A 20,822-nucleotide genomic window follows, 5' to 3' on the forward strand; every position below is an offset into this window, starting at 1 on the left:
CGAAGTCCCGTACGCAGGAGGGTGGTTGGCGGGAGAAGATCACCCGTCGGCCCGGCCTGCTCAAGCTCGGTGTGCTTCTTGTCGTGGCCGCCGTCGCGATTCCCGTCCTGCACACCCGCTGGGCGTCCGGCAGCTGGCCCGCCCCCCTCACCGTCGACCTCACCGAACCCCTCGGCAAGGTCAGCGACTGGATCATCGACAACCGCGACGGCCACCCGCTCTTCCTCTACTTCTTCGGCCACATCTCCAACGCGGTCGTCCTCTCCGTGCGGGCCGTCTACCTCGTCCTGCTCGCCCTCGGCTGGGCCGGCACCACCGCCCTCGCCGCGCTGATCGCCTGGCGGGCGGCCGGGGTGAAGCTGGCCGCTGGGACCGCCGTGTCGCTGGCCGCCTGCGGGCTGCTCGGCATGTGGGTGCCGACGATGCAGACCCTGGCGCTGATGGCCGTCGCCGTCGCCGCGTCGGTGATCCTGGGCGCGTTCCTGGGACTTGCCGCCGGGCTTTCGGACCGTACGTTCCGCATCCTGCGGCCGGTGCTGGACACCATGCAGGTGCTCCCGGCGTTCGCGTACCTCCTGCCCGTCGTGCTGATCTTCGGCATCGGCGTCCCGGCGGCGGTCCTGGCGACCGTCGTGTACGCGGCCCCGCCGATGGCCCGCCTCACCGCGCTCGGTCTGCGCGAGGCCGACAAGGGCGTCCTCGAAGCCGTCGCGTCCCTCGGTGCGACCGCCCGGCAGCGGCTCGTCACGGCCCGCCTGCCGCTGGCCCGCAAGCAGCTCCTGCTCGGCCTCAACCAGACGATCATGATGGCGCTGTCCATGGCCGTCATCGCGTCCGTCATCGGTGCCGCCGGTCTCGGCGACCGCGTCTACCAGGCGCTCGCCTCCGTCGACGTGGGCCAGGCCCTCGCCGCCGGACTCCCCATCGTGCTGATGGCGATCGTCCTCGACCGGGTCACCGCGGCCGCCGGCTCCGGCGACCGCGAACACGGCCGGTCCTGGGTTCCCGCGCTGGTCGGCGTCGTGGCCGTCGCCGCCGTCGCGGTCGCCACCCGCCTCGCCGGGGCGCTCCTGTGGCCCGAGTCCTGGTCGGTCCAGATCGCCCCGACCGTCAACAAGGCCGTCGGCTGGATGACCGACCACCTCTACTCCGGCGTGCCCGTCGTCGGCGGCACCGCCGACTGGGCCGGCCACTTCACCTCCTGGGTCCTGGACCCGATCCGCTCGGGCCTGACCTCGCTGCCCTGGTACGCGGTCCTGCTCCTGGTCGCCGCGCTCGCCTGGCTGATCGGCACCTGGAAGTCGGCGCTCACCGCCGTGCTGGCCATGGCCGCGATCGGTGTGCTCGGCGTGTGGAAGCCGTCCATGGACACGCTGTCCCAGGTGCTCGCCGCCGTGGCCGTCACCCTGGTCATCGGCTTCGCGATCGGTATCGCCGCCTCCCGCAGCAGCCGCCTGGAGCGCGTCCTGCGCCCGGTGCTGGACGTGATGCAGACGATGCCGCAGTTCGTGTACCTGATCCCGGTCGTCGCCCTGTTCGGCGTCGGCCGCGCCCCGGCCGCCGCGGCCGCCGTCGTCTACGCGCTCCCGGCCGTCGTACGCATCACCACCCAGGGCCTCCAGCAGGTCTCCCCGGCGGCCCTGGAATCCGCCCGCTCGCTCGGCGCGACCAGCGGCCAGCAGCTCCGTCAGGTCCAACTGCCGCTCGCCCGGCCCTCGTTGCTCCTCGCCGTCAACCAGGGCGTCGTCCTGGTCCTCGCCGTCGTCATCATCGGCGGCCTGGTCGGCGGTGGCGCACTCGGCTACGACGTCGTCTTCGGCCTCGCGCAGGGCGACCTGGCCACCGGCCTCAAGGCGGGCGCGGCCATCGTCTGCCTCGGCCTGATGCTCGACCGGGTGACCCAGCCCTCGCGGGCCGCCCGCAAGGAGGACGCGTGAACATCTCTCGTCGTACGGCGTTCAAGGCGACCGCACTCGGCCTCGGGGCGTTGCTCCTCACCGGCTGCGGCGCCGCCGACATGACCCAGCAGGCGTCCCCGTACGCGAACGCGGCGGGCGCGAAGACGGTCACTCTCTCCGTCCAGTCCTGGGTCGGCGCCCAGGCGGACGTCGCCGTCGCCAAGCTCATCCTGGAACGCGAACTCGGCTACCGCGTCGACACCGTCCAGGTCGACGAGGTCCCCGCGTGGGACGCCCTGAGCCAGGGCCGCGTCGACATGATCATGGAGGACTGGGGGCACCCCGAGCAGGAACAGCGCTACGTCAAGGACAAGAAGACCATCGTCCCGGCGGGCGAGGTCGGCGTGATCGGCCACATCGGCTGGTGGGTCCCGAAGTACTTCGCCGACAAGCACCCGGACGTCACCGACTGGCGCAACCTCAACAAGTACGCGGACCAGTTCAAGACGCCGGAGAGCGGCGGCAAGGGCCAGCTCCTGGACGGCTCCCCGTCCTACGTCACCAACGACAAGCCCCTGGTCGACAACCTCAAGCTCAACTACCAGGTGGTCTTCTCGGGCTCCGAGGCCGCGCAGATCACGCAGATCCAGCGCTTCGCGAAGTCGAAGAAGCCCTTCCTCACCTACTGGTACAAGCCGCAGTGGCTGTTCGAGCAGGTGCCGATGGTGGAGGTGAAGCTGCCGAAGTACTCCGACGCGTGCGCGGCGAAGGCGCCCGAGGACATCGACTGCGAGTACCCGACGACCCCGCTCGCGAAGTACATGAACGCGAACTTCGCGAAGAAGGGCGGCAAGGCGGCCCAGTTCCTGAAGAACTTCAAGTGGAACGCCGACCAGCAGAACGCCGTGTCGCTGATGATCGCCGACCAGAAGCTCTCGCCGGACGAGGCGGCGCGCAAGTGGGTCGCGGACAACGAGTCGGTGTGGCGGGCGTGGCTCCCGAAGGAATAAGCACGCGACGTCGGGTGGGGGCCGTGGCAGGATCGCGGGATGCTGCGACTGACTGATTTCATCATCGACTGCCCGGACACGATGAAGCTGGCCGCCTTCTACTCCGAGGTGACGGGCCGCCCGGTCAAGGAGTCCTCCTCGGAGGACTGGGCGGGCATCACGTTCGGCGAGATCGAGCTGGCGTTCATCCGGGTGGACGACTATCGGGCTCCGCAGTGGCCGGACGGTGGGCACCCCAAGCAGTTCCACCTCGACTTCGAGGTGGACGACATCGAGGCCGAGCAGCGTCGCGTTCTCGACCTGGGCGCGACGCTGCGGCAGGACTTCATCGGGCCGGAGGGGTACGGCTGGCGGGTCTACACCGACCCGATCGGCCATCCCTTCTGCCTGTGCCGCAACAAGGGTGTCGTCTGGACGGACGGGGGGCCGACCTGGCCGGGACGCGACTGAGCATCCCACCCGCCACCGCCCTCTCCGGGGAGACCACCGCACCCCCATCGCGAACTGCCGCCCCGGCCCCCTCGGGCGCCCCGGCCCCCTCGGGCGCCCCGGCCCCCTCGGGCGGCGGGGCCGCCCCCCTTCCCCCTAGCCCCTTTGGGCTGCGGGGCCGCCCTCCTGCCTCTTCCCCTCGCCCCCTTGGGCGGCGGGGCCGCCCCCCGGGGGCGGGACGGGCGGGCAAGGGGGCGGCCCCTCCCGCTCCCGGCCCACCCGGGTGCCGCCCCTGGCCCAGCACCTGCGCCGGACGCGCGTCCAAAGGGGCCCGGCCCGCCCCCGTACCGGACGCGTCAGCCCGTGTCGCTCGGGCAGGAGAGGCCCCGGACCCGCCCCTTTCCCTAAAGCGCTCGCCGCGCGGCGATTGCACGGGTCCGTGCGGGTGAGTGGGTGGCTGGTCGCGCAGTTCCCCGCGCCCCTGACGGGGCGCCCAGCGCGGCGGAGTCGCACGTGCAGCACAGCCCCGCGTCCCTGGAGGGCGCGTGCGCCCCGCGTCCCGGGGGGTCAGTGCTTGATGGAGCCCGCCACATAGTGCCCCGGCACCATCCGCGTCGACACCGCGAACCTGTTCCACACATTGATCGTGTTGATCGCCGCGATCAGATGCGCCAGCTCCACCTCGTCGAAGTGCTTCGCCGCCCTCTCGTACACCTCGTCCGGCACGAACCCGTCCGTCACCACCGTGATCGCCTCGGTCAGCTCGATCGCCGCGATCTCCTTCGCCGTGTAGAAGTGCTGCGACTCCTCCCACGCCGAGAGCTGCACGATCCGCTCCACCCGCTCCCCGGCGGCCAGCGCGTCCTTGGTGTGCATGTCCAGGCAGAACGCGCAGTGGTTGATCTGCGAGGCGCGGATCTTCACCAGTTCCGCGACCACCGGGTCGAGGTGCTTGCGGGTGGCCTTCTCCAGCTGGAGCATCGCCTTGAAGACCTCGGGCGCGTGCTCGGACCAGTTCATGCGGGGGGTGTGCTCGGGGACGTTCACCGGGGTGTTCTCGTTCGTTGTCGTCATGCGTCCGACGTTACGCCCGGGACGGCCCACGGCTATGGTCCATTCCCATGGCAGATTCCTGGGCCACTTACCGGGCCGAACTCGGCAAGGACCTCCACCTCGACCTGTCCGCCCCGGGTGCCGGTTCCGGCCTGCGCACGCGCCTGCGCGACGCCCTGCGCGAAGCCGCCCGCACCGGCCGCCTGGCCCCCGGCACCCGCCTGCCCTCCTCCCGCAGCCTCGCCGCCGACCTGGGCATCGCCCGCAACACCGTCGCCGACGCCTACGCGGAACTCGTCGCCGAGGGCTGGCTCACCGCCCGCCAGGGCTCCGGCACCCGCATCGCCGGACGCGCCCGCCCCGCCGTCCCGCGCAAGCAGCCCCTTTCCGCGCGGTCGGCCCCGGCGCGTACCACTCCCGCCTTCAACCTGATGCCCGGCGCCCCCGACGTCTCCACCTTCCCCCGCGCCGACTGGCTGAAGGCCTCCCGCAAGGCCCTGACCGCCGCCCCCAACGAGGCCTTCGGTTACGGGGACCCCCGCGGCCGCATCGAGCTGCGCACCGTCCTCGCCGACTACCTGGCCCGCGCCCGCGGCGTGCACGCCGACCCCGAACGCCTCGTCATCCGTTCCGGTTACGTCAACGCGCTGACCTTCCTGGCCGCCGCCCTGCGCCACCGCTCGCCCACGACCAAGGCGGTCGCCACCGAGTCGTACGGACTGCCCTTCCACCGCGACTGCTTCACCGCGGCGGGCCTGCGCACCCCCGCCCTCGGCCTCGACGAACTCGGCTCCCGGACCGATGAGCTGACGGGGCTGTCCGGTGTGGGCGCGGCGCTGCTCACCGCCGCCCACCAGTTCCCCACCGGCGTCGCCCTGCACCCCGACCGGCGGGCCGCCGCCGTCGACTGGGCGCGCGGCACCGGCGGGCTGATCCTCGAAGACGACTACGACGGCGAGTTCCGCTACGACCGCCAGCCCGTCGGCGCCCTCCAGGGCCTCGACCCGGACCGCGTGGTCTACCTCGGCACCACCAGCAAGGCCCTCGCCCCCGGCCTGCGCCTGTCCTGGGCGGTCCTCACCCCCGACCTCCTCCCGCACCTCTCCCCGTACGACAACACCTCCAGCGCGCTGGAACAGCTCACCCTCGCCGAGTTCCTCTCCTCCGGGGCGTACGACCGGCACGTCCGCGCCAAGCGGCTGCGCTACCGGCGTCGGCGTGACGACCTGGTGGCGGCGCTGGCCGCGCACGCCCCGCACGTCCGCGTCAGCGGAATCGCGGCGGGCCTGCACGCCATCCTGGAACTCCCCGAGGGCACGGAACGCGCGGTGCTGCGCGCCGCCCACTGGCAGGGCCTCGCCCTGGAGGGCCTCTCCACCTACCGCCACCCCCGGGCCCCCGGCACCCCCCGCGACGGCCTGATCGTCGCCTACGCCACCCCACCGGACAGCGCCTGGCCCGGCGCCCTGGAAGCCCTGGTCCGGGCGTTGGGGTGAGTCGGGGTGAGCCTCCGCGCAGCCCACAACAGCGACCGGCCCCCGCCCCGCGCGGCAGCACCGCACGGGCCCGGGGGCCGGAAAAGCCGGTCAGTCGACCGGAACGGTCACCTCAGGGCCTCCTCCATCAGGAGCTTCCCGCTCCGACTGGCCCGAAGCAGCCGTTTCACCGCCGCCGAGGCGGCCGCCAGAATCAGCCTCCGGCCGCCCCGCCGCCAGGCGAGCAGCGCGTTCAGGAAGCCGGAGTCGCAGAACGTCACCCGTGACGCGTCGACCACCAGTCGGGTGTGCCCGAACGCCGCCGCCGACGTGAGCAGCGCGCTCAGCGGGGCAGCCGTGAAGTGGTCGATCTCGCCCTGCACGGCGATGCTCAGGGTGCTGCCCTCGGCGCGGCACGCGGCCACGACGCCGGGCAGCGGACGCCTGGTGACGCCACGGCCGGTACGGATCGGGATCGGCAGTATGTGAGAGGGGCTTGCAGTGGTGTTCACGCCGTCTGCAACGAGGCCCGGCCCCCGGGGGCACCGTCGCGGCCCGAGGATCACCCGGCCGCGCGAAAGAAACGCACCGGGGGTGAAGGGGAGGCGACGGGGAAGAGAAGCCCCGGCCGGACGGGGGAGACCGGCCGGGGCGGCATGGGGAGGCGGGGTGAAGATCCCGCACATAGGTGAAGGGTAAACCATCCTGGAGTTTCCGTATCACCCCCCACCCTCACCGGGGCAAAACCCCCCGGTCCGGGCTCTGGCGTTCCTCACGGGCCCGCAGCCCTCTAGTGTGTCGACGGTCCAGAGTCAGTTCAGGTGGAGAGCGAACGCGGGGGAGTGGGCCGGGCATGGCAGCGGCAGGGCGACGGCGACGACTGAGGTCCAGCACGGTGGTGCTCGGCGGCATGGGAATGCTCGCCCTCACCCTCACCTCCTGCGGCGACGAACCGGACCGGCGCTGCGTCGACCCGGTCACCCAGGAAGAGCTGCCCAGCTACGAGTGCGACGACGACGATGACGGCGGCAGCAGCAGCGGCAGTAGCGGCAGCTCCTCCGCCCACCACGGCGCCTACTACTACGGCGGCAACGTCAGCAACAAGCGCGTCTCCGGCGGCAGCTTCGACAAGCAGGCCGTCGACCGGGGCGGCTTCGGCTGCTCCGGCTCCGGCGGCGGCTGACCCTCCGCCCCTCCCCGCCGCCCCGCACCGCGCCCCCGCCGAAGGCCCCGCCATGAAGCGCCACACCACCACCCCCCGCCCCGACTGGCAGCGCATCGTCGAGGAGCAGGGCGTCATCTACCCCCTGACCCGCTACCCCGACGACACCCTCCGCCCGTACTGGGACGAGAGCGCCTACTACTCCTTCACCCTCCCCGAGGTCGAAGTCCTCGAAGAGGTCGTGGAGGAGCTGCACACCATGTGCCTGGCCGCCGCCGCCCACATCGTCGAGCACGACCGCTTCGCCGACCTCGGCATCACCGACCCCAAGCTGGCCCGGCTGATCACCGAGTCCTGGCAGCGCCGCGCCGAACTCCCCTCCCTCTACGGCCGCTTCGACCTCCGCTACGACGGCACCGGCCCGGCGAAGATGCTGGAGTACAACGCCGACACCCCCACCTCCCTGGTCGAGGCCGCGAGCCCGCAGTGGTTCTGGATGGAGGAGCTGTTCCCCGGTGCCGACCAGTGGAACTCCCTGCACGAACGCCTGGTCGACGCCTGGAAGCGGCAGTCGGCGCTCCTGCCGCCCGGCCCCCTGCACTTCGCCCACTCCGACGGCGACGAGCTCGGCGAGGACCTGATGACCGTCGCCTACCTGCGCGAGACCGCCGAACAGGCCGGCATCCGCACCGAGGCGATCTCCGTCGAACGGATCGGCTGGGATCGCCTCTCCCGCCGCTTCGTCGACGAGAAACTCCGCTTCATCCGCAGCTGCTTCAAGCTCTACCCGTGGGAGTGGCTGGCCACCGACCGCTTCGGCCCGCACGTGCTGTCCACCCTCGACAACGGCGGCGGCACCGGCACCACCTGCTGGATCGAACCCGCCTGGAAGATGCTCCTGTCCAACAAGGCCCTCCTCGCCGTCCTCTGGGAGCTCTACCCCGGCCACCCCAACCTGCTCGCCGCCTACCTCGACGGCCCCCGCGAGCTGGCGGACACGAAGGGGTACGTCGCCAAGCCCCTCCTCGGCCGCGAGGGCGCCGGAGTCACCGTCCACGCCCCCGGCTCCGAGCCGCCCGCGCCCACCGAAGAGGCCGTCTGCTACCAGGAGTTGGCCCCGCTGCCCGACTTCGACGGCAACCGCACCGTGCTCGGCGCCTGGGTGATCGAGGACGAGGCGGCGGGGCTCGGCATCCGGGAGTCCGCGGGGCTGGTCACGGACGAGTACGCCCGCTTCCTGCCCCACGTCATCCTCTAACGACCCCGGTCGTCACACCTCCAGCACGGCCCGGAGCTGGTCCAGCCCCCAGTCCAGTTCCTCCTTGCTGATCACCAGCGGCGGGGCGATCCGGATCGTCGACCCGTGGGTGTCCTTCACCAGCACCCCCCGCTCCATCAACTGCTCGGAGATCTCCCGGCCGGTGCCGCGCGCCGGGTCGATGTCCACCCCGGCCCACAGCCCGCGCCCGCGCACCGCCCGCACCGCGCCCTGGCCGACCAGCAGGTTCAGCTCGCTGTGCAGATGGTCGCCCAGCTCGGCGGCCCGCTGCTGGAACTCGCCGCCGCGCAGCATCGCGATCACTTCCAGCGCCACCGCGCAGGCCAGGGGATTCCCGCCGAACGTCGACCCGTGCTCGCCCGCCTTGAACACCCCCAGCACCTCGGCCGACGACACCACCGCCGACACCGGCACCACCCCGCCGCCGAGCGCCTTGCCCAGCACGTACATGTCGGGCACCACGCCCTCGTGCTCACAGGCGAAGGTCTTCCCGGTCCGGCCCAGACCCGACTGGATCTCGTCCGCGATGAACAACACGTTCCGCGCGGTCGTCAACTCCCGCACCCCCGCCAGATATCCGGGCGGCGGCACCAGCACCCCCGCCTCGCCCTGGATGGGCTCCAGCAGCACCGCCACCGTGTCGTCGGTGACCGCCGCGGCCAGCGCCTCCAGGTCCCCGTACGGCACGACGTCAAAGCCGGGGGTGTACGGCCCGTAGTCCGCCCGGGCCTCCGGGTCCGTGGAGAAGCTGACGATCGTCGTCGTACGGCCGTGGAAGTTGTCCGAGGCCACGATGATCCTGGCCCGCCCGTCCGGTACGCCCTTGACCCGGTAGCCCCACTTGCGGGCGGTCTTCACGGCCGTCTCCACGGCCTCCGCCCCCGTGTTCATCGGCAGCACCATCTCCATGCCGCACAGGGCCGCCAACTCGTCGCAGAACGCGGCGAACCGGTCGTGGTAGAAGGCCCGCGAGGTCAGCGTCACTCTCTCCAGCTGCGCCTTCGCCGCGTCGATCAACCGGCGGTTGCCGTGCCCGAAGTTGAGCGCCGAGTACCCGGCGAGCATGTCGAGGAAGCGGCGGCCCTCGACGTCGGTCATCCAGGCGCCCTCGGCCGAGGCGACGACGACGGGGAGCGGGTGGTAGTTGTGCGCGCTGTGCGCCTCCGCCGATGCGATGGCCTCCGCGGTGGTGGCCGTGGCGTCCGTGGTGGCGTCGGTGGTGTTCGTGGTGGCCTCCGTTGTCGACACGGGAACTCCGATCGTCAGGTGCGGGATACGGCCGTCCTGCGCAAGGTGCGGACGGCGCCCCTTTCTATCGTCGGTCACGGGGAGGGCGCGGAAACCTTGCCGCCCGGAGCACATCTTCCGCCCGAACCGCCGTTCACAGGTCGATGAGTTGACCCCGCTGCCCCGGCGGGTCCGCCTCCCTCGATCCGCCCTCCCGGTCCGTGCGCCACCGCAGGAACAGCGCCGCCGCCAGGGCCCCGGCGGTCAGTCCGGGTAGCGACCACCACCAGTTGTCCGTTGCGTGCCTCACCCCGGGGGCCGCGACGGGCGACGGGACGGGCGACGGCACCTCGTCCGTGACCCCGGGGGCGCGGGCCGCACGGTCCAGCTCGGCACGCCGCTCGTACCAGGAAGGGGGCGGCCCGTGCGTCGGCCACGAGGGCACCACGGCCTCCTCGGTGGGGGGTGCCGTCAGCCCCCACCGCTTCAACAGGGCCGACAGGGGCTTCGGGTCGCCCGCCCTGTGCCAGGAACCCTCGTTGTCCGTCGGGCCGTCGGAGGCGGTGTGTATCCACACGGTCCGGCCGTCGTCCCGCACGTACACCTGCTGGGTGCGCCAGGCGACGGTGTCGTTGACCAGCCAGGTCACATTGATCTCGTCGGCATCCATCCCCACCTCCAGCGGAGGCCTCTCCGCCCGCCCGGCCTGCTTCGCGGGCGGCGGCTCCAGCAGTTCCAGCAGATACCGGTAGTCCAGGTCGGAGGCATACCGGGCGGCGGTCTTCCCGTTGACCGGACAGGCCAGCAGTACGCTCGTCGGGCCCCCGGCCTGCGCCGCCGTGCTCTGCGCCCAGGCCAGGCCCAACACCACGAGCAGCAGGGCCAGCCGGTGCAGAGGCCGGTGCGGGGGTCGGTGCGGAGGGCGGTGCAGAGCGCGAAGCCGGTGCCGGATGCGTCGCATGAGTGCCATGAGTGCCATGAGTCCCCCCAGCCGTCCAGGTGTCTTGCTCCGTTGCCTCTGATACACCGCCCGGACCGCCCGGGTTCCCCCTCCCGCCGGGTCAGTTTCCGACCGGCCCGTTCCCGGCGGACGCGGCGACCCGGACCGCCCTCGCCCTCGGGGCGACCCCCTCCAGCCGCATGGTCAGCGTGTCGTCCGGCTGCCAGACCAGGGTCGGCGCCGCCGTCCTGACCACCGGGGCGAACGGCTGCCCGGCCGCGTCCTGGAGCCGCAGCGTCAGCCGGTGCGGCACCGGGAACCAGAGCGCCGTGTTCCTCCCGACCTCCGTCCACTCCGGCTCCCCGGAAACGGTCTTGTAGAACAGCGGGTCCAGCGCCGCCCGGAACACGTCCAGCCGCACCGGCCCACCGCCCGCACCACCCCCACCGCCCCCGCCCGCCCAGCACACCGACAGCACCCGCCCGTCCGCCGACACCGAAGCCCCGCCCGGCCTCCCGAGCGCCTCCGGCAGCCGCACCGCGAACCCCGCCCGCCGCTCGGCCGCCGCGAGCGTCAGCGCACCCGGGCAGCCCGGCACCGGGTCCGGGGACGGTGTCGCCCGCCCCGGTTCGTACCGCACCCGGACCCCGCCGAAGCCGAACCAGTCCGCCACCGCCGCCCGCACCGGCGGGGTCAGCGCCAGCACCACCAGCAGCCCGGACAGCCCCGCCGCCAGCGCCCGCCACCGCCGCCGCAGCCACGCCCGCAGCCGGGTCCGGCGTGACACCGGAGGAGGAGGCGTCGGCGCGGGCGCCGGGACGCCCTCCGCGAGCAACTGCGCCAGCACCCGCTCGGCCATCGAATCCCCGACGCCCTCCGGCACCCGGATCGCCTGCCCCAACTCCCGCAGCTCGTCAGGCAGTTCGCCGCCCGCGCCCACGCACTCCACCCCCTTCCCGCAGCTCGTCCGCCAGCTCCGCAGGCAGCATCCGCTCCAGCTTGCGCAGCCCCCGGTTCAGCCGGGACTTCACCGTCCCCCTCGGCCAGCCCAGGGCCTGCGCGGTCTCCGCCTCGTCCAGCTCCAGCAGGTACCGGCACGTGATCACCTGCCGGTGCTCCTCGCTCAGCTCCGCCAGCGCGGCGGCCAGCACCGACTGCCGCTCGCGCCGCACCGCGGCCACCGCCGGGTCCGCCGACTCCGGTATCAGCGGGAGGGGCCCGGTCAGTGCGGCCTCCCGGCCCACGGCGGAGCGCAGCCGGGACGCCGCCCGCACTGTGTTCCTGGTCTCATTGACCACGATCCGTATCAGCCACGGCCGGAAGGCCGAACCCTCCCGGAAGCCGCCCAGCGCCTGGTACGCCTTCACCCAGGCCGTCTGCACCACGTCCTCGGCGTCCGCCCCCGCCCCGAGCGCCACGGCCGCCCGCAGCGCGGTGCCCGTGTGGGCCCGCACCAGCTCCGCGTACGCCTCGGTCTCCCCGGACAGCACGCGTGCGATCACCGCGGCTTCATCGACGACGACGCCGCCCCCTCTCAGGGTCCCCTCCAGCGTTCTCACGTACGTGATACACCGGAGGCGGTCCTTCGGTTCCCCACCTGAGAGCATCCCGTTGCGCACCTGAGAGAATGATGAACATGGCCTCTCGACCCCGTGTGCTCTCCGGCATCCAGCCCACCGCAGGCTCGTTCCACCTCGGCAACTACCTCGGCGCCGTGCGCCAGTGGGTGGCTCTGCAAGAGACGCACGACGCCTTCTACATGGTCGTGGACCTGCACGCGATCACGATCCCGCAGGACCCCGCCGAGCTGCGCGCCAACACCCGCCTGGCCGCCGCCCAGCTGCTGGCCGCGGGCCTGGACCCGGACCGCTGCACCCTCTTCATCCAGAGCCACGTGCCCGAGCACGCCCAGCTCGGCTGGGTGATGAACTGCCTCACCGGCTTCGGCGAGGCCTCCCGGATGACCCAGTTCAAGGACAAGTCCGCCAAGCAGGGCTCCGACCGCACCACCGTCGGCCTCTTCACCTACCCGGTCCTCCAGGTCGCCGACATCCTGCTCTACCAGGCCCACCAGGTCCCCGTCGGCGAGGACCAGCGCCAGCACATCGAGCTGACCCGCGACCTCGCGGAGCGCTTCAACGCGCGCCTCGGCGAGACCTTCACCGTCCCGGAGCCGTACATCCTCAAGGAGACGGCGAAGATCTACGACCTCCAGGACCCCAGCATCAAGATGAGCAAGTCGGCGTCCACGCCGAAGGGCCTCATCAACCTCCTGGACGAGCCGAAGACCACCGCGAAGAAGGTCAAGAGCGCGGTCACCGACACCGACACGGTGATCCGCTTCGACCCCGTCGAGAAGCCCGGCGTCTCCAACCTCCTCACCATCTCCTCCACCCTCACCGGCAAGTCCGTCGCCGAGCTGGAGAAGGAGTACGAGGGCAAGATGTACGGCGCGCTCAAGACGGACCTCGCCGAGCAGATGGTGGAGTTCGTGACCCCCTTCAGGGAGCGCACCCAGGCCTACCTGGACGACCCGGAGACCCTGGACGCGATCCTCGCCAAGGGCGCCGAGAAGGCCCGCGCGGTCGCCGCCGAGACCCTCGCCCAGGCCTACGACCGGATCGGCTTCCTGCCCGCCAAGCACTGACCCGTACGGCGTGCAGCGGTGGCGGACGCACGTCCCGCAGGCCCCGGACCTTGGACTCTGGCCCCGAGGCCCCTGCGCCCGCCACACTGCACTGCGACAGCTTCATCCACCCACCCGCAGTGACGACGAGGAGAACGACGTGGGGACCGTAACGCTCGGCGTTTCGATCGCGGTCCCGGAGCCGTACGGCAGCCTGCTCCAGGAGCGGCGCGCGGCCTTCGGGGACCCTGCCGCACACGGCATCCCTACCCACGTCACGCTGCTGCCGCCGACGGAGATCGACGCGGATCTCCTGCCGGCGGTCGAGGCGCACCTGGCGGCGGTCGCCGCGTCCGTGCAGCCGTTCCCGATGCGCCTCGCGGGCACGGGCACCTTCCGGCCGCTGTCGCCGGTGGTCTTCGTGAAGGTCGTCGAGGGCGCGTCCGCGTGCGCGTGGCTGCAGAAGCGGGTACGGGACGCTTCGGGGCCGCTGGTGCGTGAGCTCCAGTTCCCGTACCACCCGCACGTGACGGTCGCCCACGGGATCGCGGAGGAGGGCATGGACCGGGCGTACGAGGAGCTCTCCACGTACGCCGCCGAGTGGTCCTGCGAATCCTTCGCCCTGTACGAGCAGGGGGCCGACGGGGTGTGGCGCAAGCTGTGCGACTACGCGTTCGGGGGCGGGGCGCAGGGCGATCTGCCGCCGCAGGGGCTGCCGTACGACGCGCCCGCGCTGCACTGAGTGCGGGGTCCGTGCGGGTGCGGCGGCGGTGAGCGGGGGGTTTCCGCGCGGGCCCGTTGTGGCTGGTCGCGCCCACGCGGCGGAGCCGCACATTGACACAGCCCCGCGCCCCTGGGGTGTTCCCCCCGCCCGGCGACGTAGCAGTTCACGCCCGTGAGCGCGCCCTTACACCGGCAGGCGTCGGAACAAGGGCCTCGGGACGTGGCGCAGGGCCGACATCACCGCGCGCAGCGCTCCCGGTACCCACACCACCTCCGCGCGCCTGCGCAGGCCCGCCTCGATGGCCTCGGCAACGGCCTCCGGCGTCGTCGCGAGCGGCGCTTCCTCCATGCCCTCCGTCATCTTCGTCCGTACGAATCCGGGGCGTACGACCATGACGTGCACCCCCGTCCCGTGCAGCGCGTCCCCCAGACCCTGCGTGAACGCGTCCAGGCCCGCCTTGCTGGAGCCGTAGATGAAGTTCGCCCGGCGGGCCCGCTCGCCCGCGACCGAGGACAGCACGACCAGCGAGCCGTGGCCCTGGCCCTGGAGGGCGTTCGCGCAGACCAGGCCCGCCGAGACCGCGCCCGTGTAGTTCGTCTGGGCGACCCGGACGGCGGCCATCGGCTCGGCCTCGTCGCGGGCCTGGTCGCCGAGCAGCCCGAAGGCGATCAGCACCATGTCGATGTCGCCCTCCGCGAAGACCTTGCCCAGCACCTCCTCGTGCGAGGCGCTGTCCAGGGCGTCGAAGGCCAGCGTGCGGACCTCCGCCCCCAGGTCGCGGAGCTGGCCCGCCGCCGCGTCCAGGGCGGGCGAGGGGCGGCCCGCCAGCCACACCGTGCGGGTGCGGCGGGCGACCAGGCGGCGGGCGGTGGCGAGCCCGATCTCGGACGTGCCGCCGAGGACGAGCAGGGACTGCGGGGTGCCGAAGGCGTCCTTCATGAGCGTGAACTCCAGGGGGTCAGAGGGAGAGGCGGCGGGAGAGGTCCGAGGTGAAGACCCCGTGCGGGTCGAGCTGGGCGCGCAGGGCCCGGAAGTCGGCCAGCTTCGGGTACATCGCGGCGAGCGTCTCGGGACGCACCCGTGAGTCCTTCGCCAGGTAGAGGCGCCCGTCGGCGGCACAGACCTCCGCGTCGAGCTCGTCCAGGAAGGCGCCCAGGCGGGGCATGTTCGCCGGGATGTCCAGGGCGAGCGTCCAGCCGGGCACCGGGAAGGACAGCCACCCCGGGTCGCCGTCGCCGAACCGCTTGAGGACGGCCAGGAAGGACGGGCAGCCGCGCCGGGAGATCCGGCCGACGATCCGGCGCAGGGCCTCCTCCTGCCCGTACGGGACGACGAACTGGTACTGGACGAAGCCGCTGCGGCCGTAGATCCGGTTCCAGTGCGGAACACCGTCCAGGGGGTGGAAGAAGGTCGAGATCTTCTGGAGCTCGCCGACCCGGGAGCGCGGGGCCCGCCGGTACCAGAGCTCGTTGAAGAGGCCGACGGACCTGCGGCCCAGCAGCCCCTCGGGCACGAAGGACGGTGCGCCCGGGAACTGTCCGGGGCGGAAGGCCAGCGGGTGGCGGCGGGCGCGCGCGGGCAGCACGTCCAGCGGGGCGTGGTCGCCCCGGGTGAGGACGGCGCGGCCCATGGCGGCCCCGCGGGCGAGGAGGTCGATCCAGGCGACGGAGTACCGGTAGAGGTGGTCGGTCTCGGTGAGGCGGGTCATCAGGTCGTCGAGGTCGGTGGCGCGCTCGGTGTCCACCGACATCAACGAGGTCTCCACGGGCAGCAGTTGGACCGTCGCGGAGAGGATGACACCGGTCAGCCCCATGCCCCCGGCGGTCGCGTCGAAGAGGTCGGTGCCGGGGAGGACCTCGCGCACCTCGCCGTCCGCGAGCAGCAGGCGGAGCGAGCGCACGTGCCGGGAGAAGCCCCCCGACACATGGTGGTTCTTGCCGTGGATGTCCGCGCCGATCGCCCCGCCGACGGTGACGTAGCGGGTGCCCGGGGTCACCGGCACGAACCAGCCGAGCGGCAGCAGCACTTCCATCAGCCGGTGCAGGCTCACCCCGGCGTCGCACACCACGACCCCCGCGTCCGCGTCGACGCTGCGGATGCGGTCCAGGCCCGTCATGTCCAGGACCGAGCCGCCCGCGTTCTGCGCGGCGTCGCCGTACGCCCGGCCCAGCCCCCGGGCGATCGAGCCGCGCGTCCCGCAGCTTCGTACCGCCGCCGCTGCCTCCTCGTACGTCCGCGGACGCACCACCAGGGCGGTCGTCGGGGCGGTGCGGCCCCAGCCGGTCACGGAGGCGAAGGAGTCGGCGTCGAGGTCGGCGGGGAGCGTGGTGTTGTCAGCCATGGGCGTGACCGTATCGCCCCATACACGGGTAATTGCTGAGAACTGCGACGTTTCGGCGGAATGGGTGGTTGATCGAGTGTCATAACGAAATGTCATGAATATTGGCATTTTCCCGACAAGAGTCTCCCCTGATGTGCGCCCCTCCGGGCCACGCACACCGAAATCCCAAGGGAAGACAGATGCGAGAAGTGGACCACCGTCTGCTGTCCGCGATGCGCGACTGCGGTGCGGACCCCAAGGTGGCCGCAGCCGCCCGAGCCCTCTCCTTCAGTGGTGAGCACGGCGCGCTGTGGCTGGCGGCCGGACTGCTCGGCGCGGCCGCCGACTGCGAGCGGCGCGGCGCGTGGCTGCGCGGTACGGCACTGATCGGCGCGGCCCACCTGGCGAGCATGGGCGTCAAGCGCGTCGTGCGCCGCCCCCGCCCCCAACTCCCCGACCGCCGGCCCCTGGTGAAGACCCTGGGCCGGCACTCCTTCCCCAGCTCGCACGCCACCTCCGCCGCCGCGGCCGCGGTCGCCCTCGGCACGCTCGGCCCCTTCGGCCGGCAGGTCGTCCCGCCGCTGGCCGCCGCGATGTGCGTCTCCCGGCTGGTCGTCGGCGTGCACTACCCGAGCGACGTCGCCGCCGGTGCGGCCCTCGGCGGGATCACCGCGGGCCTCGGCGCGACGTGGCTCCGGCGCAGGGAGGCCTCCCGTGTCTGACCGCACCGTCATCCCCCTGCTGGAGAAGCAGCAGGACCGCCGCGCCACCACCCCCGGCGGCCCCACCCTCCCGCCGCAGCGCGGCACCCTGCGCCCGCTCGGCCTCCCGCTGGGCCTGCTGCGCACCGCCCGCCCCCGCCAGTGGATCAAGAACAGCCTGGTGGTGGCCGCCCCCGCCGCCGCGGGCCAGCTCTTCTCCGTCCACTCCGCCGTCCAACTGGGCATCGTCTTCGCCCTGTTCACGGCCGCCGCGTCCGCCGTCTACCTGATCAACGACGCCCTCGACGCCGAGGCCGACCGCGCCCACCCCACCAAGTGCCGCCGCCCCGTCGCCGCCGGCCAGGTCCCCGTCTCCGTCGCGCACGCCACCGGGGCGCTGCTGGCGATCCTCGCGCCGACCGCCGCCGCCTTCCTCTGCAACCCGCTCACCGCGGGCCTGCTCACCGGCTACGTCGTGATGCAGATGGCGTACTGCCTGCGCCTCAAGCACGTCCTGGTCATCGACCTCGTCGTCGTCACCACCGGCTTCCTGATGCGCGCCATGATCGGCGGCATCGCGCTCGGCATCCCGCTGTCCCGCTGGTTCCTCATCACCACCGGCTTCGGCGCCCTGTTCATGGTCGCCGCCAAGCGCTACTCCGAAGCCGCCCAGATGGCCGACAGCCCCCTCAAGGGCAAGACCCGCGCCCTGCTCAGCGAATACACCACCGGCTACCTGCGCTTCGTCTGGCAGCTCGCCGCAGGCGTCACCCTGCTCGGCTACTGCCTGTGGGCCATGGAACGCGGCGGCGCCACCGACGGCGGCATCCTCCCCTGGCGCGAACTCTCCATGATCGCCTACATCGTCGGCATCCTCCGCTACGCCGTCTTCGCCGACCGCGGCACCGCCGGAGCCCCCGAGGACGTCGTCCTGCGCGACCGCGGCCTGCTCCTGATCGGCCTGGTCTGGATGGCGATGTACGCGCTGGCGGTCGCCGACCTGTGAGCGCCCGAAAGCCGAACCTCTCCGAGCTCGGCTCCTTCGCCGCCGTCGGCGTCTGCGCCTACCTCGCCGACCTCGCCCTCTTCGTCTGGCTGCGCGGCCCCCTCGACTGGGCCCCGCTCTCCGCGAAGGCCGTCGCCTTCCTCGCCGGATGCACCGTCGCGTACGCCGGGAACGCCCTGGGCACGTACAAGAACCAGACGGCGCAGGTCTCGCGCCTGCGCCAGTACGGCGTCTTCTTCGCCGTCAACGTGGCGGGCGCCCTGGTCCAGTTGCTCTGCCTGGCGGTCTCGCACTACGGCCTCGGCCTGACCTCGCCGCGCGCCGACACCGTCTCCGGTTCACTCGTCGGCATGGCGCTGGCGACCTGCCTGCGGTTTTGGGGTACCCGCACATTGGTTTTCCGTAACTGAGAGCAGGCGGGTACACAAAGATCATGGACTGGCTGAAGAACCTCCCGGTGATCGGGCCCTGGATCACGCGTCTGATGGGCACCCACATCTGGCGCACGTACGAGACCCTGGACCGGGCGAAGTGGAGCAGGCTCGCCGCGGCGATCACCTTCATCAGCTTCCTCGCGCTGTTCCCGCTGATCACGGTGGGCGCGGCGATCAGCGCGGCGGTGCTCAGCAAGGACCAGGTCGCCGAGATCAAGAAGAGCATCGCCGAGCAGGTCCCCGGCATCTCCGACCAGCTGAACATCGACGCCCTGATCGACAACGCCGGAACCGTCGGCCTCGTCGCCGGTGCGCTCCTGCTGTTCACCGGCATCGGCTGGGTCGGCTCGATGCGCGAATGCCTGCGCGCCGTGTGGGACCTGGAGGACGTCGACGAGGGCAACCCGATCCTGCGCAAGGCCAAGGACGCCGTGGTCCTCGCGGGCCTCGGCCTCGCCGGGCTCGGCTCGATGGTCGCCTCCACCGTCGGGTCGTCCGCGGTCGGCTGGACCGCCCGCGCCGTGGGCATCCCGGAGGACGGCGCGGGCGGTGTCCTGCTGCGGATCGCCGCCCTCGCGGTCGCCGTCGCGGCGGACTTCCTGCTCCTGCTGTACGTACTGACCCTGCTGCCCGGCGTGCAGCCGGAGCGCCGCCGGCTCCTGGTCGCGGCGCTCATCGGCGCGGTCGGCTTCGAGCTCCTGAAGATGCTGCTGGGCGGCTACATGAGCGGAGTCGCCTCCAAGAGCATGTACGGGGCCTTCGGCGTCCCCGTCGCCCTGCTGCTGTGGATCAACTTCACCGCGAAGCTGATGCTGTGCTGCGCCGCCTGGACGGCGGCGCCCCACGCGGACGGCCCCGCCAGGAGCGGAGTCGAGGACGCTACTCCTGGCGGCGACGCGCCAGCGCCGGAACCGGCCACCTCCGGTTGACCAGGAACACCGCACCGGCCAGCACCATCAGCGCCCCGCCCGCCACCGCGAGCGCGATCCCGACCCCGCTGGAGGAGTCCTCGGCGGCGGCCAGTTGGGTCGGCGCCTGCGTCTGCTTGGCCTTCGGGGCCGGGGGTGCGGGCTTCGCGGCGCTGGTGTCGACGTTCTTCGGCGCGACCAGCTCACCGACCGGCTTGATCTTCGCGGCCGCCGCCTGGAAGCCCCAGTCGAACAGCTTGGCCGTCTCCTTGTAGACCGCCTGGCTCTCGTCGGACTGCGGGTTCATCACGGTGACCAGCAGGACCCGGTCGTTGCGCTGGGCGACACCGGTGAAGGTCGCCCCGGCGTGACTGGTGTTGCCGTTCTTGACGCCCGCGATGCCCGGGTACCGGGCGACGCCGTCCGCGCCGGTCATCAGCCGGTTGGTGTTCTGGATCTCGAAGGACTCCCGTTGGCCGCCGGGCTTCTCCTCGTCGGGGAACTTGGCGGTCGCCGTCGCCGCGTACTCCCGGAAGTCCTTCTTCTGCATGCCGGACCGGGCGATGAGGGTCAGGTCGTACGCACTCGACACCTGCCGCGGCGCGTCGTAGCCGTCCGGGGAGACGACCGTGGTGTCGACGGCCTGGAGGTCGTGGGCGTGCGCGTTCATGTCGGCGACGGTCTTGGGGACGCCGCCGTTCAGGGCGGACAGCACGTGCACCGCGTCGTTGCCGGAGTTCAGGAACACCCCGAGCCACAGGTCGCGCACCGAGTACGAGGAGTTCTCCTTGATCCCGACCGTGCTGCTGCCCTCGCCCACGTCCGCCAGGTCCGCGGGCTTCACCTTGTAGACCTGCTCCTTGGGGAGCTTCGGCAGCACCGTGTCCGCGAAGAGCATCTTCAGGGTCGAGGCCGGGGCAAGCCGCCAGTGCGCGTTGTGCGAGGCCAGCACCTCGCCGCTCTCCGCGTCCGCGACGATCCAGGACCGGCCGGACAGCCCCTGGGGCAGCACCGGCACCCCGGGACCGAGGTTGACCTGGGTGCCTGCCTTGCCCAGCCGCTCGCCGCCGACCGAGGACATCCGGGCCGGGGGCTTCGGCTTGTCGTCGGACTTCGGGTCCGGGGCGGCATGGGCCGCCGGAGCGAGGAGCAGCGTGGGGGCCAGCAGGGCGGCGGAGGCGACCGCGACGGCGGTCCTTTTCACGGCAGACACGGACGTGAACGTACAGGGCGCGTCTGTGGATACGGTCACCGCGTGCCGGACCCGCCGCAAGCTCCGCCGGGACAGCCCAGCACCCCGCGCTCGGCGGGAGGCGACCGACGGCAATACTGGACCCATGAAGCTCAACCGCACCCTCTCCTGGTTCCTGCTCGCCTTCGGGGTGTGGAGCTGGTTCATCTGGATCACTTTCGTCAAGAATCTCGTCGCGGACGGGAGCGGTCTCGCCTTCGACGACGCGGGTGACCCGACGGCGTACTTCTGGGTCCACCTGCTGCTCGCCGTGACGTCCTTCCTTCTGGGGACGGGCATCGGCGTGATCGGGTTCCGCTCGGTGCGGGCACTGCGGCGGGAAAGCGCCACCGGCGCCTAGGGCTCACCGGCGCACAGGGCTCACCGGCACACGGCGCT

At 72.3% G+C, this 20,822-nt stretch carries 22 protein-coding genes; 13 read left to right on the forward strand and 9 right to left on the reverse strand.

The features are described 5' to 3' along the window. Positions 1–56: 56 nt before the first annotated feature. From ACIO3O_RS05700 to ACIO3O_RS05710, 3 genes are all read left to right on the forward strand, one after another. The gene (locus tag ACIO3O_RS05700; RefSeq protein WP_401743376.1) at positions 57–1,937 is read left to right on the forward strand and encodes an ABC transporter permease; all 1,881 of its coding nucleotides are present in this window, start codon (positions 57–59) and stop codon (positions 1,935–1,937) included. A gap of 80 nt (positions 1,938–2,017) precedes the next feature. Beyond that, positions 2,018–2,908, forward strand: a complete 891-nt coding sequence (locus tag ACIO3O_RS05705) for an ABC transporter substrate-binding protein (RefSeq protein ID WP_401743378.1) — start codon at positions 2,018–2,020, stop codon at positions 2,906–2,908. Positions 2,909–2,947: 39 nt separating this feature from the next. After that, on the forward strand, positions 2,948–3,358 hold the full coding sequence (locus ACIO3O_RS05710) for a VOC family protein (protein WP_401742334.1): 411 nt from the start codon (positions 2,948–2,950) through the stop codon (positions 3,356–3,358). A 546-nt stretch (positions 3,359–3,904) separates the two neighbouring features. On the opposite strand, the gene ACIO3O_RS05715 is transcribed toward ACIO3O_RS05710, so the two are convergent. After that, a complete protein-coding gene (locus ACIO3O_RS05715; protein WP_401742335.1) occupies positions 3,905–4,411 on the reverse strand; it encodes a carboxymuconolactone decarboxylase family protein in 507 nt (168 codons plus the stop codon). A gap of 47 nt (positions 4,412–4,458) precedes the next feature. Here ACIO3O_RS05715 and ACIO3O_RS05720 point away from each other — a divergent pair, with 47 nt between their 5' ends. After that, on the forward strand, positions 4,459–5,886 hold the full coding sequence (locus tag ACIO3O_RS05720; RefSeq protein WP_401742338.1) for a PLP-dependent aminotransferase family protein: 1,428 nt from the start codon (positions 4,459–4,461) through the stop codon (positions 5,884–5,886). A 107-nt stretch (positions 5,887–5,993) separates the two neighbouring features. Here the strand turns inward: ACIO3O_RS05720 and ACIO3O_RS05725 are convergent, their stop codons facing one another. Further along, a complete protein-coding gene (locus ACIO3O_RS05725; RefSeq protein WP_401742341.1) occupies positions 5,994–6,377 on the reverse strand; it encodes an STAS domain-containing protein in 384 nt (127 codons plus the stop codon). A 341-nt stretch (positions 6,378–6,718) separates the two neighbouring features. On the opposite strand from ACIO3O_RS05725, the gene ACIO3O_RS05730 reads away from it, so the two are divergent. Then, on the forward strand, positions 6,719–7,048 hold the full coding sequence (locus tag ACIO3O_RS05730) for a hypothetical protein (protein WP_401742343.1): 330 nt from the start codon (positions 6,719–6,721) through the stop codon (positions 7,046–7,048). A 52-nt stretch (positions 7,049–7,100) separates the two neighbouring features. Next, positions 7,101–8,285, forward strand: a complete 1,185-nt coding sequence (locus tag ACIO3O_RS05735; protein WP_401742346.1) for a glutathionylspermidine synthase family protein — start codon at positions 7,101–7,103, stop codon at positions 8,283–8,285. Between the two features lie 12 nt (positions 8,286–8,297). Here ACIO3O_RS05735 and rocD read toward each other — a convergent pair whose 3' ends face one another. From rocD to ACIO3O_RS05755, 4 genes are all read right to left on the reverse strand, one after another. Continuing rightward, positions 8,298–9,554 (reverse strand): ornithine--oxo-acid transaminase, encoded by a 1,257-nt coding sequence (gene rocD, locus ACIO3O_RS05740; protein WP_401742349.1) that lies wholly within the window; start codon positions 9,552–9,554, stop codon positions 8,298–8,300. Between the two features lie 133 nt (positions 9,555–9,687). Then, positions 9,688–10,503, reverse strand: a complete 816-nt coding sequence (locus tag ACIO3O_RS05745; protein ID WP_401742351.1) for a hypothetical protein — start codon at positions 10,501–10,503, stop codon at positions 9,688–9,690. 91 nt (positions 10,504–10,594) lie between these two features. After that, positions 10,595–11,413 carry a hypothetical protein gene (locus ACIO3O_RS05750; protein WP_401742354.1) on the reverse strand — a complete coding sequence of 273 codons (819 nt, stop codon included), beginning with the start codon at positions 11,411–11,413 and terminating at the stop codon, positions 10,595–10,597. Continuing rightward, positions 11,388–12,080: an RNA polymerase sigma factor gene (locus ACIO3O_RS05755; RefSeq protein ID WP_401742356.1), complete on the reverse strand. Its 693-nt coding sequence runs from the start codon at positions 12,078–12,080 to the stop codon at positions 11,388–11,390. Before ACIO3O_RS05755 ends, ACIO3O_RS05750 begins: the two co-directional genes overlap by 26 nt. Positions 12,081–12,109: 29 nt before the next feature. Between ACIO3O_RS05755 and trpS the strand changes: the two genes are divergently transcribed. Beyond that, a complete protein-coding gene (trpS, locus tag ACIO3O_RS05760; protein ID WP_401742358.1) occupies positions 12,110–13,120 on the forward strand; it encodes a tryptophan--tRNA ligase in 1,011 nt (336 codons plus the stop codon). 139 nt (positions 13,121–13,259) lie between these two features. Beyond that, on the forward strand, positions 13,260–13,841 hold the full coding sequence (locus tag ACIO3O_RS05765) for a 2'-5' RNA ligase family protein (RefSeq protein WP_401742361.1): 582 nt from the start codon (positions 13,260–13,262) through the stop codon (positions 13,839–13,841). 165 nt (positions 13,842–14,006) lie between these two features. On the opposite strand, the gene ACIO3O_RS05770 is transcribed toward ACIO3O_RS05765, so the two are convergent. Next, positions 14,007–14,762: a decaprenylphospho-beta-D-erythro-pentofuranosid-2-ulose 2-reductase gene (locus ACIO3O_RS05770; protein ID WP_401742363.1), complete on the reverse strand. Its 756-nt coding sequence runs from the start codon at positions 14,760–14,762 to the stop codon at positions 14,007–14,009. A 19-nt stretch (positions 14,763–14,781) separates the two neighbouring features. After that, the gene (locus ACIO3O_RS05775; protein WP_401742364.1) at positions 14,782–16,164 is read right to left on the reverse strand and encodes an FAD-binding protein; all 1,383 of its coding nucleotides are present in this window, start codon (positions 16,162–16,164) and stop codon (positions 14,782–14,784) included. Between the two features lie 179 nt (positions 16,165–16,343). On the opposite strand from ACIO3O_RS05775, the gene ACIO3O_RS05780 reads away from it, so the two are divergent. From ACIO3O_RS05780 to ACIO3O_RS05795, 4 genes are read left to right on the forward strand one after another with little or no spacing between them, the layout of a single operon-like run. Further along, positions 16,344–16,865, forward strand: coding sequence for a phosphatase PAP2 family protein (locus ACIO3O_RS05780; protein ID WP_401742366.1), 522 nt, complete (start codon positions 16,344–16,346; stop codon positions 16,863–16,865). After that, a complete protein-coding gene (locus ACIO3O_RS05785) occupies positions 16,858–17,850 on the forward strand; it encodes a decaprenyl-phosphate phosphoribosyltransferase (protein ID WP_401742369.1) in 993 nt (330 codons plus the stop codon). The genes ACIO3O_RS05780 and ACIO3O_RS05785 overlap by 8 nt, the downstream gene beginning before the upstream one ends. Then, the gene (locus tag ACIO3O_RS05790; protein ID WP_401742372.1) at positions 17,847–18,260 is read left to right on the forward strand and encodes a GtrA family protein; all 414 of its coding nucleotides are present in this window, start codon (positions 17,847–17,849) and stop codon (positions 18,258–18,260) included. Before ACIO3O_RS05785 ends, ACIO3O_RS05790 begins: the two co-directional genes overlap by 4 nt. Before the next feature lie 23 nt (positions 18,261–18,283). Beyond that, positions 18,284–19,213 carry a YihY/virulence factor BrkB family protein gene (locus tag ACIO3O_RS05795; RefSeq protein ID WP_401742375.1) on the forward strand — a complete coding sequence of 310 codons (930 nt, stop codon included), beginning with the start codon at positions 18,284–18,286 and terminating at the stop codon, positions 19,211–19,213. Here the strand turns inward: ACIO3O_RS05795 and ACIO3O_RS05800 are convergent. Continuing rightward, on the reverse strand, positions 19,164–20,405 hold the full coding sequence (locus tag ACIO3O_RS05800; protein WP_401742378.1) for a D-alanyl-D-alanine carboxypeptidase family protein: 1,242 nt from the start codon (positions 20,403–20,405) through the stop codon (positions 19,164–19,166). The two genes, ACIO3O_RS05795 and ACIO3O_RS05800, sit on opposite strands and share 50 nt — an antisense overlap. A 124-nt stretch (positions 20,406–20,529) precedes the next feature. On the opposite strand from ACIO3O_RS05800, the gene ACIO3O_RS05805 reads away from it, so the two are divergent. Next, a complete protein-coding gene (locus tag ACIO3O_RS05805) occupies positions 20,530–20,784 on the forward strand; it encodes an SCO4848 family membrane protein (RefSeq protein WP_401742380.1) in 255 nt (84 codons plus the stop codon). The last annotated feature ends 38 nt before the right edge of the window (positions 20,785–20,822 follow it).

Origin of the sequence: Streptomyces sp. NPDC087440 (genome assembly GCF_044744005.1) — a bacterium.
GTDB lineage: Bacteria > Actinomycetota > Actinomycetes > Streptomycetales > Streptomycetaceae > Streptomyces.

What these genes read in the sequence shown, in the direction of transcription:
- ACIO3O_RS05710 (WP_401742334.1), top strand. Translation starts at nt 2,948, where the DNA reads ATGCTGCGACTGACTGATTTCATCATCGACTGCCCGGACACGATGAAG.
- ACIO3O_RS05755 (WP_401742356.1), bottom strand. Translation starts at nt 12,080, where the DNA reads ATGCTCTCAGGTGGGGAACCGAAGGACCGCCTCCGGTGTATCACGTAC.
- trpS (WP_401742358.1), top strand. Translation starts at nt 12,110, where the DNA reads ATGGCCTCTCGACCCCGTGTGCTCTCCGGCATCCAGCCCACCGCAGGC.
- ACIO3O_RS05720 (WP_401742338.1), top strand. Translation starts at nt 4,459, where the DNA reads ATGGCAGATTCCTGGGCCACTTACCGGGCCGAACTCGGCAAGGACCTC.
- ACIO3O_RS05775 (WP_401742364.1), bottom strand. Translation starts at nt 16,164, where the DNA reads ATGGCTGACAACACCACGCTCCCCGCCGACCTCGACGCCGACTCCTTC.
- ACIO3O_RS05770 (WP_401742363.1), bottom strand. Translation starts at nt 14,762, where the DNA reads ATGAAGGACGCCTTCGGCACCCCGCAGTCCCTGCTCGTCCTCGGCGGC.
- ACIO3O_RS05795 (WP_401742375.1), top strand. Translation starts at nt 18,284, where the DNA reads ATGGACTGGCTGAAGAACCTCCCGGTGATCGGGCCCTGGATCACGCGT.
- ACIO3O_RS05780 (WP_401742366.1), top strand. Translation starts at nt 16,344, where the DNA reads ATGCGAGAAGTGGACCACCGTCTGCTGTCCGCGATGCGCGACTGCGGT.
- ACIO3O_RS05805 (WP_401742380.1), top strand. Translation starts at nt 20,530, where the DNA reads ATGAAGCTCAACCGCACCCTCTCCTGGTTCCTGCTCGCCTTCGGGGTG.
- ACIO3O_RS05745 (WP_401742351.1), bottom strand. Translation starts at nt 10,503, where the DNA reads ATGGCACTCATGCGACGCATCCGGCACCGGCTTCGCGCTCTGCACCGC.
- ACIO3O_RS05730 (WP_401742343.1), top strand. Translation starts at nt 6,719, where the DNA reads ATGGCAGCGGCAGGGCGACGGCGACGACTGAGGTCCAGCACGGTGGTG.
- ACIO3O_RS05715 (WP_401742335.1), bottom strand. Translation starts at nt 4,411, where the DNA reads ATGACGACAACGAACGAGAACACCCCGGTGAACGTCCCCGAGCACACC.
- ACIO3O_RS05705 (WP_401743378.1), top strand. Translation starts at nt 2,018, where the DNA reads ATGACCCAGCAGGCGTCCCCGTACGCGAACGCGGCGGGCGCGAAGACG.
- ACIO3O_RS05735 (WP_401742346.1), top strand. Translation starts at nt 7,101, where the DNA reads ATGAAGCGCCACACCACCACCCCCCGCCCCGACTGGCAGCGCATCGTC.